The sequence below is a fragment of the Streptomyces sp. HUAS 15-9 genome (genome assembly GCF_025642155.1).
GTDB lineage: Bacteria > Actinomycetota > Actinomycetes > Streptomycetales > Streptomycetaceae > Streptomyces.
In genome coordinates, this window is sequence record NZ_CP106798.1 from 8,006,047 (window position 1) to 8,019,343 (window position 13,297).

Annotated in this window: 16 protein-coding genes; 10 read left to right on the top strand and 6 right to left on the bottom strand. The window is 71.1% G+C overall.

Annotated features, from left to right (window positions below):
• The first annotated feature begins 74 nt into the window (after nt 1-74).
• Nucleotides 75-626: an RNA polymerase sigma factor gene (locus N8I87_RS36460; RefSeq protein ID WP_263215121.1), complete on the top strand. Its 552-nt coding sequence runs from the start codon at nt 75-77 to the stop codon at nt 624-626.
• A complete protein-coding gene (locus tag N8I87_RS36465; protein WP_263215122.1) occupies nt 619-1,593 on the top strand; it encodes a CU044_5270 family protein in 975 nt (324 codons plus the stop codon). The genes N8I87_RS36460 and N8I87_RS36465 overlap by 8 nt, the downstream gene beginning before the upstream one ends.
• 277 nt (nt 1,594-1,870) lie before the next feature.
• On the opposite strand, the gene N8I87_RS36470 is transcribed toward N8I87_RS36465, so the two are convergent.
• Complete coding sequence (locus N8I87_RS36470; protein ID WP_263215123.1) at nt 1,871-2,236, bottom strand: nuclear transport factor 2 family protein; 366 nt, start codon at nt 2,234-2,236, stop codon at nt 1,871-1,873.
• Nucleotides 2,237-2,407: 171 nt separating this feature from the next.
• Between N8I87_RS36470 and N8I87_RS36475 the strand changes: the two genes are divergently transcribed.
• Complete coding sequence (locus N8I87_RS36475; RefSeq protein ID WP_263215124.1) at nt 2,408-2,701, top strand: hypothetical protein; 294 nt, start codon at nt 2,408-2,410, stop codon at nt 2,699-2,701.
• Nucleotides 2,702-2,840: 139 nt separating this feature from the next.
• On the opposite strand, the gene N8I87_RS36480 is transcribed toward N8I87_RS36475, so the two are convergent.
• Nucleotides 2,841-4,601, bottom strand: coding sequence for an ABC transporter ATP-binding protein (locus N8I87_RS36480; protein WP_263215125.1), 1,761 nt, complete (start codon nt 4,599-4,601; stop codon nt 2,841-2,843).
• A gap of 189 nt (nt 4,602-4,790) precedes the next feature.
• Between N8I87_RS36480 and N8I87_RS36485 the strand changes: the two genes are divergently transcribed.
• The 4 genes from N8I87_RS36485 (at nt 4,791) to N8I87_RS36500 (ending at nt 7,926) form a co-directional block, all read left to right on the top strand.
• Nucleotides 4,791-5,078 carry a metal-sensitive transcriptional regulator gene (locus N8I87_RS36485; protein ID WP_263216841.1) on the top strand — a complete coding sequence of 96 codons (288 nt, stop codon included), beginning with the start codon at nt 4,791-4,793 and terminating at the stop codon, nt 5,076-5,078.
• Between the two features lie 127 nt (nt 5,079-5,205).
• Nucleotides 5,206-6,294, top strand: coding sequence for an S-(hydroxymethyl)mycothiol dehydrogenase (locus N8I87_RS36490; protein WP_263215126.1), 1,089 nt, complete (start codon nt 5,206-5,208; stop codon nt 6,292-6,294).
• A complete protein-coding gene (locus tag N8I87_RS36495) occupies nt 6,294-6,923 on the top strand; it encodes an MBL fold metallo-hydrolase (RefSeq protein WP_263215127.1) in 630 nt (209 codons plus the stop codon). The genes N8I87_RS36490 and N8I87_RS36495 overlap by 1 nt, the downstream gene beginning before the upstream one ends.
• An 88-nt stretch (nt 6,924-7,011) precedes the next feature.
• Entirely contained in the window at nt 7,012-7,926 is a 915-nt protein-coding gene (locus N8I87_RS36500) for an SDR family oxidoreductase (protein WP_263215128.1), read from the top strand.
• Between the two features lies 1 nt (nt 7,927).
• Here the strand turns inward: N8I87_RS36500 and N8I87_RS36505 are convergent, their stop codons facing one another.
• Entirely contained in the window at nt 7,928-8,455 is a 528-nt protein-coding gene (locus N8I87_RS36505) for a hypothetical protein (protein ID WP_263215129.1), read from the bottom strand.
• A 49-nt stretch (nt 8,456-8,504) separates the two neighbouring features.
• On the opposite strand from N8I87_RS36505, the gene N8I87_RS36510 reads away from it, so the two are divergent.
• From N8I87_RS36510 to N8I87_RS36520, 3 genes are all read left to right on the top strand, one after another.
• Entirely contained in the window at nt 8,505-9,302 is a 798-nt protein-coding gene (locus N8I87_RS36510; protein ID WP_263215130.1) for an SDR family NAD(P)-dependent oxidoreductase, read from the top strand.
• A 104-nt stretch (nt 9,303-9,406) separates the two neighbouring features.
• On the top strand, nt 9,407-10,105 hold the full coding sequence (locus N8I87_RS36515) for a L,D-transpeptidase family protein (protein WP_263215131.1): 699 nt from the start codon (nt 9,407-9,409) through the stop codon (nt 10,103-10,105).
• 272 nt (nt 10,106-10,377) lie between these two features.
• On the top strand, nt 10,378-10,563 hold the full coding sequence (locus tag N8I87_RS36520; RefSeq protein ID WP_263215132.1) for a hypothetical protein: 186 nt from the start codon (nt 10,378-10,380) through the stop codon (nt 10,561-10,563).
• A 16-nt stretch (nt 10,564-10,579) separates the two neighbouring features.
• Here the strand turns inward: N8I87_RS36520 and N8I87_RS36525 are convergent, their stop codons facing one another.
• The 3 genes from N8I87_RS36525 to N8I87_RS36535 form a co-directional block, all read right to left on the bottom strand.
• Entirely contained in the window at nt 10,580-11,074 is a 495-nt protein-coding gene (locus N8I87_RS36525; RefSeq protein ID WP_263215133.1) for a hypothetical protein, read from the bottom strand.
• A 62-nt stretch (nt 11,075-11,136) separates the two neighbouring features.
• Nucleotides 11,137-11,823, bottom strand: coding sequence for a class I SAM-dependent DNA methyltransferase (locus N8I87_RS36530; RefSeq protein ID WP_263215134.1), 687 nt, complete (start codon nt 11,821-11,823; stop codon nt 11,137-11,139).
• Between the two features lie 91 nt (nt 11,824-11,914).
• Nucleotides 11,915-13,297: a S1 family peptidase gene (locus N8I87_RS36535; protein WP_263215135.1), complete on the bottom strand. Its 1,383-nt coding sequence runs from the start codon at nt 13,295-13,297 to the stop codon at nt 11,915-11,917.

Here is a 13,297-nt window from a genome sequence, read left to right on the forward strand (position 1 = left end):
TCACACTCGGACGACGCGACGAGAATCACGGAAAAGGGTGTGACGATCCCGAGGGTGCCGGACACGAACGGAACATGAGCAACGACGAGAACTTCGCCGCTGCCTATCGCGAGCACTACTGGGCGGTCAGCCGCTATGTCGCGCGGCGACTGGACGGGCGGGCCGACGACGTCGAGGAAGTGGTGGCGGAGGTGTTCACGGTGGCCTGGCGGCGCCGGGCGGACCTGCCTGCGTCGCCGCTGCCCTGGCTGTACGGCGTGGCACGCAACTGCCTGGCGAACGCGGTACGCGGTTTTGGACGCCGGCGCAGGCTGGTGGACCGGCTGGGCAACGACGAGACCGCGCACGGTCGGCAGATCGTGGACAGCCACGACACCGAGGGGCCCGGCGCCTGGGTGCACGACGCGCTGGCCCGGCTCTCTTCCGCGGACCAGGAGGTGCTGCGCCTGACGGCCTGGGAGGAACTCGGCATCGACGAGGTCGCCGTGGTCCTCGGCTGCGGCAGCCGGGCGGCGGCGATGCGGCTGCACCGCGCCCGCCGTCGGCTGAAGGCCGAGATCGACACCATGTGCCCGACACCGCCGCCCGCGAGCACGGCCCCCTCGAAGGAACACCGCCATGGCTGATGAACTCGAACTGCTGCGCCGCGCCAACCCGGTGCCGGTCGACGGTGCCCACTTCGGTGACGGGCCGCTGGACCACCGGGCCGAGCGGCGGCTGAATCGGCTGCTGCACGATGCGGAGCCCGGCCGCCGCCGTTGGCGCCCGCGGCTGGTGTGGGGTCTCGGTGCCACCGTCGTCGTGTTGGGGACCGCCCTGGCCGTGCTGTTCAGCGGGCCCGGCACCGCTCCCGCCGTCGCCGCGCCCCGTCCGCTGACCGTGCGGGCCCACTCCACCCCCGTACCGCTCAGGCAACTGGCCGAGCTGGCCGAGGTGACCGCCGCGGACGGCTCCCCGAAGCTCCGCAAGGGCACGCATGTGCAGTCCTGGAGCCTCGGGATGAGCGACGACAAGCCGCCCATCACCCTCCCCGAGGAACGCATCGTGCGCTGGCGGGCGGACGACAGCCACACGGAACTCGTCGTGGCCACCGACCCGCGTCACCCGGGCCGCCCGGTCCTCACCGACGAGGGCGGCGAGCCACGCCTGGTCGAGGACGGCCATGTCCTCGACCGGCAGACGTATCCGCCGAGCTGGAGCGACGCCCCGCCCGAGGCCACGCCTCCGCACGATGCCGTACGACTGCGCTCGTATCTGGCGGAGACGCTTCACAGCGAAGCGCTGACCACTCCAGAACTCCTCGACGCCACCAGGGAGTTGCTCGACCACTGGACGCTCGGTGCCCGCGAGTCGGCGGCGCTCGCCCGGCTCCTGGCGGACGCCAAGGGCCTGCGGGCCGTGGGGAGGGTGACGGACCGGCTCGGGCGGACCGGTCAGGTGTATGTGTACGACACGAAGGGCATCCGCCGGATGCTGGTCCTGGACCCGGCCACCGGCGCCGTCCTGGGACTGGAGTCCACGTTCACCGAGGACGACCCCGAGTACGGCGTGCGGGCCGGCGACGTCATGGACTACAGCGCGTGGATGCGCTGATCACAGCCCCAGCTGCCGGGCGGCCGCGTCCACGGTACGGGTGCGGCTCATCACCGCCGGCCATGCCGCGTTCGAAGCGCACGCGGTGTCGCGGGACGCGGGCGAGGGCGCGCCGCTCGCAGCACCGACCGAAGGAGAGCGGCGGACACCAGCCGGTCCGCCGCGGAAAACGGACGTGGCCGCCGAGGCCGGGCACCCCGCGCCCGCCCTGCGACCGCCCGGGCCGAGAAGGTCCAGGTCAGTCGAGACGTGACCTGGACTCTCGCGACCCCTTTGCCTACTCGTCCCATGCCTGGATCATGATCTGTTCGGTGATCTTGCCCTCGCGCAGCGTGATCATCGACTCGGCGAGCACACGGACGCCGTCGGCGTACTCGCAGGACTCGGTGAAGGCGGCGTGGTCGCCCTGGATGATGCACTGCTCCAGCTTGTGGGTCATGTCGCGGCTGTAGACGTCGTCGAGCAGTTCGGCTATCGCGGGCCGGCCGTGCAGGACCTTGGGATGGCTGGGCTGGGTGTTGCGGTCGATGATGCGGATCTCGGCGTCGTCCGCGTAGAGCGCCAGCAGGGTGTTCCCGGTGTTCCCCTCTATGCCCCGGCGCAGTGTCTCGGTGTCGAAGGTGGAGCCTGTCGCGGTGCCCATGGTGACCTCCTTCGAGAGCCCGCGGCCCGACGGGGGACGAGCCGTGAGGACCCCTGCTACGAGCCTCCTCCGCCCCGGCGGGCTCGGCAAGCGCAGCCGGGCGCTCCGCCTGTCGGGTGAGGGGAGCCGTGCGCCCGTGTCCGCGCGGGGCCGCGGCACGTTGCTGAAAGCATGATCTCAACACGACGTATCGTCGCCGCCGTCGGTCTTGCCGCCGGGGTCACGGGCCTCGCCGCACCGCTGGCGAACGCGGCCGAGGCGAGCGCACCGGACAACGCGAAGATCAACCCGATCACCATGCTCGACTCGCTCGCCGTCAGCGACATCCCGGCGGAGCACAGGGCGGAGCTGCCCCGGGTCTCCGACCAGCTGCACTCGATGAACCGGCTGAACGATCTGAACCAGCTGCACCAGGTCACCGACCTGGTCGCCCCGGTGACCGGGCTGCTGCCCGCCGTCCAGTAGCCGGCGCCGCGCCACCCCCCCCGCATCGTGGGCCGTCCGGAATCGGGCGGCCCACAAGCCGTGTACGGGACCGAGTGGCTCACGCGCCCTGTCCGGGACCGAGGCGCCCACGACCGTGTCCTCGACCGACGGGCGCGCGTCAGCCCGCCGTCGCGAGGAACTGCGTCGCCGCCAGTTCCGCGTAGAGCGGATCGGCGGCCACCAGCTCCCGGTGCGTGCCCACCGCGCGCACCCGGCCCGCGTCCATCACGACGATCCGGTCGGCCATCGTCACCGTGGACAGCCGGTGCGCGACCACCAGGACGGTGGTCGACCGCGCCACGTCCGCGACCGTGTCGCGCAGCGCCGCCTCGTTCACCGCGTCCAGCTGCGAGGTCGCCTCGTCCAGGAGCAGCAGCCGGGGGCGGCGCAGCAGGGCGCGGGCGATGGCGACGCGCTGGCGCTCACCGCCCGACAGCTTGGTCCCACGGTGCCCGACCAGCGTGTCCAGTCCCAGCGGCAGTCTGGCGACCAGGTCGTCCAGCCGCGTCGTCTTCACCACCCGTGCCACGCTGTCCTCGTCCGCCTCCGGATTGCCGAGCAGAAGGTTGTCCCTGAGCGATCCGGACAGCACCGGCGCGTCCTGCTCCACATACCCGATGGCCGAGCGCAGCCGGGGCAGCTCCCAGTCCGCCAGGCTCCGGCCGTCCAGCGTGATGTCCCCGGACTCGGGGTCGTAGAACCTCTCGATGAGGGAGAACACCGTCGTCTTGCCCGCGCCGGACGGTCCGACGAACGCCGTCATCCCGCGCGCCGGTATCGCGAAGCTGACCCCGTGGTGCACATGGGGCAGGTCGTCGGCGTACCGGAAGCGGACGCCCGTGAAGGCGAGGGAGGCGGGTTCGGCCCCCGCGGACGGCAACGGGGCCGGGTCGGCGGCCGGTTCGGCGGGCAGCCGCAGCGCCTCCTGGATACGGGCGAGTGCCCCGGCGCCGGTCTGGTACTGCGTGATCGCGCCGACGACATCCTGGATCGGCGACATCAGATAGAAGACGTAGAGCAGGAACGCCACCAGGGTGCCGATGCCGACCGCCCCGGTCGCCACCCGTGCCCCGCCCACGGCGAGGACGGTGATGAAGGCGATCTGCATCGCCAGCCCGGCCGTGTTGCCCGCCGCGGCCGACCACTTGGCGGCGCGCACACTCTGCCGCCACGACTCCTCGGCGGCCGCGTGCAGGGTCCGTTCCTCGCGGTGCTCGGCGCCCGACGCCTTCACCGTGCGCAGCGCGCCGAGGGTCCTCTCCAGTGCGGCGCCCATCACACCGACCGCGTCCTGCGCCTGCCGGCTCGCCCGGTTGATGCGCGGCACGATCGCGCCGAGCACCGTGCCCGCGCCCGCGATCACCGCCATCGTGACCGCGAGCAGCACGGGATCGACGACGCCCATCATCACCACCGTGGCGACGAGTGTGAGCCCGCCGGTGCCGAGGGCGACCAGCGAGTCGGTGGTGACCTCGCGCAGCAGGGTGGTGTCCGAGGTGATGCGGGCCATCAGATCGCCCGGCTCGGTGCGGTCCACGGCCGTGATCCGCAGCCGCAGCAGATACGAGGACAGGGAGCGCCGGGCGCCGAGCACGACCGACTCCGCGGTGCGGCGCAGCACATACGAACCCAGCGCGCCCAGCGCCGCGTTGGCGACGACCAGGCACGCCATCGCGAGCAACGGCCCGGTGATGGACCGGTCGTGCGCCAGGTCGTCGATCAGTCCCCGGGCCACGAGCGGCAGCAGCAGCCCGGTCGCCCCGGTGACGAGTGCGAGCAGCGCGCCCGTCAACAGGGCCCAACGGTGGGGCCGTACGTATCCGAGAAGGAGCCGCCACGCGGGCGGCTCGCTCTCCCTGTCCGTCGCAGCGTCGCTCACGGTGCTCCTCGTCCGGAGTCGGGTGGAGCACTCAGGCTACGTCGGGCGGCTGGAGGGCTGCTGCGGCCCCACCGTCGCCCGTACGCCGCGCTCGGCACGGTGGATGCGATCCTTCCTGGTGACGGGTGAGGGGCCGGTGACCCCAGGGGCGGGTAAAATACCCCTGAGGGTATATGAATGGAGTGGGCTGTGGAGCTGCGGTTCGAGGGTGATGAGCTCAAGTCGGTGCTGAACCGGCTGCGCCGGGCGCAGGGGCAGATCTCCGGCGTGATCAAGATGATCGAGGAGGGGCGTGACTGCGAGGACGTGGTCACCCAGCTCGCCGCGGCCTCGCGCGCCCTGGACCGGGCCGGTTTCGCGATCATCGCGACCGGACTGCAGCAGTGCCTGACCGACGCCGAGGGGAACCCGTCGGACGGCCAGACGACGGAGCAGATGAAGGCCCGGCTGGAGAAGCTGTTCCTGTCGCTGGCGTAGCGGTGTCCTGGACGACGCGTCGGCCGGCATGGACGAAAGATCCATGACGGCCGTTGCGCTCCGCGCCCTCACCGATCGATCACGCGTAGGGTCGAAGGACAGGCACAGCGAGGGAAGGGGCCAGGCCATGGCGCAGGAAGTACGCGGCGTGATCGCACCCGGGAAGGACCAGCCGGTGCGGGTCGAGACGATCGTGGTGCCGGACCCGGGGCCGGGAGAAGCGGTCGTACGCGTCCAGGCCTGCGGCGTCTGCCATACCGACCTGCACTACAAGCAGGGGGGCATCTCCGACGAGTTCCCCTTCCTGCTCGGCCACGAGGCGGCCGGGGTCGTGGAGTCGGTCGGCGAGGGCGTCACCGATGTGGCGCCGGGCGACTTCGTGATCCTCAACTGGCGTGCGGTGTGCGGGAACTGCCGGGCCTGTCTGCGTGGCCGCCCCTGGTACTGCTTCAACACCCACAATGCCGGCCGGCGGATGACCCTGGCTTCGAGCGGCCAGGAACTCTCCCCGGCGCTCGGTATCGGCGCCTTCGCCGAGAAGACCCTGGTCGCGGCCGGGCAGTGCACCAAGGTCGACCCGGCCGTCTCCCCGGCGGTCGCCGGACTGCTGGGCTGCGGTGTGATGGCCGGCATCGGTGCCGCGATCAACACCGGCAACGTCGGCCGTGGGGACTCGGTCGCCGTCATCGGCTGTGGAGGCGTCGGGAACGCGGCCGTCGCCGGGTCGCGGCTGGCCGGCGCGGGGAAGATCATCGCCGTCGACATCGACGGCCGGAAGCTGGACAGGGCGCGCGGCATGGGTGCCACGCACACGGTCAACTCGAAGGAGACCGACCCCGTCGAGGCGATCCGCGAGCTCACCGGCGGCTTCGGGGCCGACGTCGTCATCGAGGCGGTCGGTCGCCCGGAGACGTACAAGCAGGCCTTCTACGCCCGCGACCTGGCCGGCACGGTCGTCCTCGTGGGGGTGCCCACCCCGGAGATGAAGCTCGAACTCCCGCTCCTGGACGTCTTCGGCCGCGGCGGCGCTTTGAAGTCGTCCTGGTACGGCGACTGCCTGCCCTCGCGCGACTTCCCCATGCTGATCGACCTGCATCTCCAGGGCCGTCTCGACCTGGAGGCGTTCGTGACCGAGACCATCCGGCTCGACGAGGTGGAGAAGGCGTTCGACCGGATGCACCAGGGCGACGTCCTGCGCTCGGTGGTGGTGCTCTGATGACCACGCGCATCGAACGCCTCGTCACCTCCGGCCGGTTCACGCTCGACGGCGGCACCTGGGACGTCGAGAACAACGTGTGGATCGTGGGCGACGAACGCGATGTGGTCGTCATCGACGCCGCGCACGACGCCGAGGCCATCGCCGACGCCGTGGCCGACCGCCGGCTGACCGCCATCGTGTGCACGCACGCCCACAACGACCACATCAACGCGGCGCCCGCCCTCGCGGAACTGACCGGCGCCACCATCTGGCTCCACCCGGACGACCTGCCGCTGTGGAAGCTGACCCACCCGGACCGGGAGCCCGACGCCCATCTGGCCGACGGACAGGTCATCGAGGGGCCCGGCCTCGACCTGACGGTGCTGCACACCCCCGGCCACTCACTGGGCGCGGTGTGTCTGTACGACCCCGGCCTGGCCACCGTCTTCACCGGCGACACCCTCTTCAAGGGCGGCCCCGGCGCCACCGGCCGCACCTACTCGCACTTCCCGACGATCATCGAGTCGATCCGCGACAAGCTCCTCACCCTCCCGCCCGAGACGAAGGTCCTGACCGGCCACGGCGACTCGACGACCATCGGCGCCGAGGCGCCTCACCTGGAGGAGTGGATCGCCCGGGGCCACTGAGCGCCCCGGCGAAAAGGCGACAGAAGATGTCCGGCTTTCCCGTCAGTGTGGACGGCGACAGCAGTCGTACGGGTACGGGAGGCCGGACATGCCAGGTCCGCTGGAGGGAAAGGTCGCGCTGGTCGCCGGGGCGACACGGGGCGCGGGACGCGGGATCGCGGTGGAACTCGGCGCGGCCGGCGCCACCGTCTATGTCACCGGACGCAGCACCCGCGCCCGGCGCTCGGAGTACGACCGCCCCGAGACCGTCGAGGACACCGCCGACCTGGTCACCGCGGCCGGCGGCCACGGCATCGCCGTACCGATGGACCATCTGCGACCGGCCGCGGTACGCGCGCTCGTGGACCGTGTCGCGGACGAGCAGGGCCGCCTGGACGTGCTGGTCAACGACATCTGGGGCGGCGAGAACCTCTTCGAGTGGGACACCCCGGTCTGGGAGCACGACCTGGACAACGGGCTCCGACTGCTCCGGCTCGCGGTCGAGACCCACGCCATCACCAGCCACCACGCCCTGCCGCTCCTCCTGCGGCACCCGGGTGGTCTGGTCGTGGAGGTCACCGACGGGACCGCCGAGTACAACCGCGACACCTACCGGGTGAACTTCTTCTACGACCTGGCCAAGGCGTCCGTCCTGCGCATGGGCTTCGCCCTGGCCCATGAACTGGGCCCGCGCGGTGCCACCGCCGTCGCGCTGACCCCCGGCTGGCTGCGCTCGGAGATCATGCTCGAACAGTTCGGGGTCACCGAGGACAACTGGCCGGACGCCCTCGGCCGGGTTCCGCACTTCGCCATCTCGGAGACCCCGCGCTTCGTCGGCCGCGCCGTCACCGCCCTCGCCACCGACCCCGAGGTGGCTCGCTGGAACGGACAGTCCCTGTCCAGCGGCGGACTCGCCCAGGAGTACGGCTTCACGGACCTGGACGGCAGCCGCCCCGACGCGTGGCGTTACCTCGTCGAGGTACAGGACGCGGGCAGACCGGCGGACGTGACCGGATACCGGTGACTCACGGCTGGGGGAGAGGCCAGCGCGCGGAGTGACCGGGCGGCAGCGCGAGATCTTCGCGAACAGCGGTGTAGTAGCCCTCGCGGCCGGCGCGCTGCCGCTCCAGCAACGCCTGCCATGTCTCCGGATCCCGCTGCCCCTCCCGCAGGTACCGTTCCATCTCCATCACCAGCACGACCCACGTCCGGGCCTTCTCCACCACCGCCGGGCTGCCCAGCAGGATCAGCGCCTCCCCGGACGGATCCCGGGCGACGGCCGCCTCGGCCAGCAGCGGCTTCGCCTCTTCCGGCGTCAGAGGATGCGGATGCGGGTCGATCTCGAAGTGGGCGGCCAGCCGGTACGTCAGCGTGACCGATGTCTTCAGCGTGCGGGCGTAGTCGGCGTACACCGCGAACCTCCGCTCCTCCCAGCGCGCCGCCTGCTCGCGCCGGAACCGGGCCCGATCACCCCTGACGACCGCCAGGTACGAGCCGAGCGCGCCGATCACGACGCCTATCAGGGCGGGGAGTTGCTGCATGAACGCGGACATGGGCGCACGCTAGCGGCCCTGCCGCCCGGCGTGGGACTAGGTTTCGCCCATGACTGACCTCAAGCGGTTCGAAGGACACGGAGTTCTCGTCACGGGCGCCGCCCGCGGCATCGGCGCGGCCGTCGCCCGGCGGCTGGCCGAGGAGGGCGGACGGGTGCTGGTGACCGACCGGGACCTGCCCGAGGCGCAGAGGACGGCGGCCGCGTTGACCGAACAGGGCCTGGCGGTACGGGCGTTCGTCTGCGACGTCGCCGACCGGGGCTCCGTGGAGGCGGCCGTCGCCCATGCCGTGGCGACCCTCGGCTCGCTCGATGTGCTGGTCAACAGTGCCGCGCACTGCACCCCCGACGTCCCCCTCTTCGAGGACGAGCCGGACGACGCCTGGGCCCGCGATCTCGACGTCACCCTCACCGGCGCCTACCGCTGCTGCCGCGCCGCCCTCCCGCACCTGGCCGCGTCCGGCCGGGGTGCCGTCGTGAGCATCGGCTCCGTCAACGCCGAACAGGACTTCGGCAACCACGCCTACAGCGCCGCCAAGGCCGGCCTCGGCTCCCTGACCCGCACCCTCGCCGGACACGCGGCGGCCCGTGGCGTCCGGGTCAATCTGGTGCAGCCGGGCACGGTCCGCACCTCCGCCTGGGAGGGGCGGGACGACGAACTCGAAGCCGTCCGCGCCCTGTACCCGCTCGGCCGCGTCGGAGAACCGGAGGACATCGCCGCCGCCGTGGCCTTCCTCGCCTCCCGCGACGCGGCCTGGATCACCGGCACGACGCTCCGGGTCGACGGCGGCCTCACCGCCGTCAACACCGGATTCCGTGCGGCGCTGGGGTCATCCCCGGACGAGTGAAGTCAACCGTTTTGTCACAACCTGGCCGACCCCCGCAACCAATGGCGTCGCCCGCTGGTCTAGTTCTCGGAGACCGTAGGCATCGCGGAAGGAATGCACCCGTCATGGGGGACATACGCAGACGAGGCGTCGTGGCGCTCGGCATCACCGCACTGGTGGCGCCGCTCACCATCGCGCTCAGCACGGCACCGGCCCAGGCGGCCGCGAGCTGCACCACACAGGCCGGGCCGTACCAGAAGCAGGTGGAGAAGTTCCTCGGCCGCCCGGTCGACGGCAAGCAGTCCGCCGCCGACTGCAAGGCCATACAGGCGTTCCAGAACAAGCACGGCATCACCCCCGCCATCGGCTACGCGGGTCCCGTCACCTGGGGCGTGATGGACCTCATGAACAAGCAGAAGGCCGTCGGGACCAACCCCAACAGGGATGGCAAGTGCCCGGTGAACAAGGGCCGTATCGCCTGCGTGAACCTGACGCTCCAGCTGAGCTGGATCCAGGACGGCAGGAAGCTGGTCTACGGGCCGGTGCCGGTGCGTACCGGGCGTAACGGGTACGAGACGCGCACGGGTCTGAAGAAGATCTACTGGAGGGACATCGACCACGTCTCGTCCGTCTACAACGTGCCGATGCCCTACAGCCAGTTCTTCGACGGCGGCCAGGCCTTCCACTCGGTGGGGCTCAGTATGTGGAACCCCCCGGGCTCGCACGGCTGCGTCAACATGACCACCACCACCGCCAAGAAGTACTGGTCGCTCCTGAAGACCGGCGACGACGTCTTCGTGTACGGCCGCAAGCCGGGCACCTGAGCACAGCGGGCCCCGGTCGGCGGCAGCGCGGACACATCATGCCTCCGGGGCATCACCGAAGTCGGGGATCACCAGCCGTGTCCCGCCCTGCCGGGCGGACTCGTGGGCGAAGATCCCCGGCAGTACCGTTCTCGCGGTCCAGGTCCTTGCGCGCGGTTCCGCCGAGGGATGAACTCCCCTGTACGCCTTGACAGATGGACGTGATGAGTAACACGGTCCGAAATGCCCGGATCGCTCGTACTTACTCACATCGCCTTCACGCCCACCGACATATGCTTCACGCCATGTCCACCACTGTTGAAGCCGCTTCCGAGCGATCGGCCGCGGAGGTCAACGAGGAGATCCGGGCCCTGTGGCTCCGGTCGGGCGGGACACTGAGCGTCGAACAGCGCGAGGAGTACCGACGCCTCGTCCTGGAGTGGTCCACAGCGACCCCGTCCCCGTCCCGGGCGGCCTGAGCACAGCCCCGGCCGACTACCACAGCCGACTGAGCCGCGGGCCCGCCATGAGTACCACTTGGCCGGCCGCGGGATCGAATCCGAGCACCGGGTTCCCGTGGTCGCCCTCGGCCGTCATGATCACCGGCTTGCGCAGCCGACGGCCCAGCGCGGCGAGCAACCGGCACAGGACGTCCACTCCTTCCTGGCCCTGCAGCTCGCGAAGGTCGACATCGAAGTCGATCTCCTCGGCAGCCATCGGACGGAAAACGGCCAGCACGCCCGGAACCGGCCAGCCCCGAAGGTCCACCGTCTCGGCATCGGCGGGACGCGTCAGCACGTCCACAGCGGGAGGCAGCGGCCCGGCGACGCCGCCCTCCAGGTACTCCCACGCCCAACCGCTCGACCGGACCGGATCGAACACCGCCTGCCAGTCCTCCACCGAGGTGCCCGCCACGGACACATCCGGCAGAGCACCCATCAAGTCAGGGTCGAAGAACTTCCTGACGTCGTCCCACAGCAGATCCGGCATCCCGCCATGCTGCCCGCCCCGCCTCGCGAACGCCCGTCCTCCGAAGGCTCCGAGGTGCTTCGTCACGTGTGTTGCATTCGTTTGCAGCGCAGGAAGATCTGTTCCTCCGGCTGCACGTCCACGCTCGCCGGCGCGTAGCTGTACGAGGTCTCCTCGATGATCTCGAAGCCCGCCGTCGTGACCACCTCGCGGAGGTCCTCCCGCAGGTAGCCGGACACCCGGATGGTGCTTCCGATGAACGGGATCGTGAAGTCGTCCACGTCCGCCTCCACCATCGACAGCGCGAAGAGGCCGCCGGGAGTCAGCAGATGGTGGATGGTGCGCAGTGCGAGGGGGATCTCCGCGCGCGGCAGCATGAGCAGGGAGAAGAAGGCCGCGACCGCCTCGAAGCGGCCGAGGTCGCGGGGGCCGCCGGGGCGCAGGTCCGCGAGGTCGAGCTGATGGAACCGCGCCTCGGGCACGTTCCGGCGGGCCAGGTCGAGCATGCCGCCCGACAGGTCGACGCCGACGACCTGCAAGCCGGAGTCCGCCAGTTGACGTGCCGTGGGAAGCCCGGTGCCGCAGCCCAGGTCCAGCGCGCGGGACCCGGCCGGGAGGGACTCGATGAGCCACTCGGTGGCGGCGATCTGCCCGTCCTTGTGCGGGAACACCTCGTCGTAGCGGTCGCCGATGGCGTCGAAGGCCTCTGCCTGACCCGTACGGTCGACCTGCAGGTTCCCGTAACCGTGCTCGCCGGTGGGGCTGTTCACGAATAATCTCCCCTTTGGAGACCTCTTGATGTGACTTTTTCACAAGCTCGTGCCGGAGCGATCACCAAGAGTATGCGCACGCCGCGGTGGATCAACCCCAGGTCGCCGAGTAATACCGCTGATACGCCCGGCGGTCCGCCTCCGCGCGGAAGTACCGGGTCGCCACCAGCGCGATCAGACTGCCCGCGATGACCAACAGACCCGGACCGACGTTGCGGGTGTCGGTGAGCCGGGACAGCAGCGTCGAGCCGTCCGTGGTGTCGGTGACCGGGGCCGCGGACCCCGGCGAGGCCGCGCTGGGCGCGACGGCGCCCTGGGTGGCCGCGGTGGACGGCGCGCCGGACGGTGCGGCGTTCTGGCCGCCGCCGGCGTTCTGCTTCGAGACGATCAGCTGGACGCCGAGCGCGGACATCGCCTTCGTCACCGGCTGGAAGAACGTCGTACCGCCCGTGGTGCAGTCGCCGCTGCCGCCCGAGGTCACGCCGAGCGCGATGCCCTCGGAGAAGAGCGGGCCACCGCTGTCGCCCGGTTCGGCGCACACATTGGTCTGGATGAGCCCGGTGACCGTGCCCTCGGGATAGTTCACGGTCGCGTTGAGCGCGGTCACCTGGCCGTCGTGCAGCCCGCTGGTGCTTCCGCTGCGGAACACCCGCTGCCCGACCGTCGGATCGGCCGCCCCGGTGATCAGCACGCCCTTCCCGCCACCGACGGCGACCACGTCGGCCCCCTGGCCGGCCTTGCCGGACGCGTACTGGATGAGCGAGAAGTCGCTGCCCGGGAAGTTCGTGTTGACCGTCGTACCCAGCTGCTGGTTCCCCTGGTCGTCCCCGAACCAGATGGTGTTGGGGGGACCGCAGTGCCCGGCGGTGAGGATGAAGTCGCTCCGCCCGTTGGTGACGTTGAAGCCCAGAGAACAGCGGCCGCCGGTCGACAGGATCGGCTGCGCCCCGTTCAGGCGCGTGGTGAATGTGCCCTCGGTGCGCTCCATCCGCACGAAGCTGCCGATGCCCGTGGCGACCCGGGTCATCCGGGACCAGTCGGCGGCGGAGACGGTCTTGTCCGCCTCGACCACCACCCGGTTGGTCCGGTAGTCCATCACCCAGGCCGTGCCCGCCACCCGGGGCGCCGAACGCAGTGTGGCGGTGGCCGACTTGAGCTCGTTCATGCTGTGCGACACGATCTTCGCCTCGGCCCCCGCCCGCTTCACCTCCGCCGCGGCCCGCTCGTCGGTGACCGCGACGACCGGGCGGCCGTCGGCGCCGATCCAGCTGCCCGCCGTACGGGCGGTGCCCAGCCTGGACACCAGGGCGGCGCCGGTCTCCCCGGCCGTGTCCGCCGAGCTGAGCGGGCGGGCGGACGTACCGGGAGTCTCGCTCGCCATGGCCGTGGTGACCATCGCGCCTCCCAGAAGGAGTCCGCCGACCGCCGCCAGCTGCGTCACCCGCCGGACGACCCGTCGTCGTGCGTGCCTCAT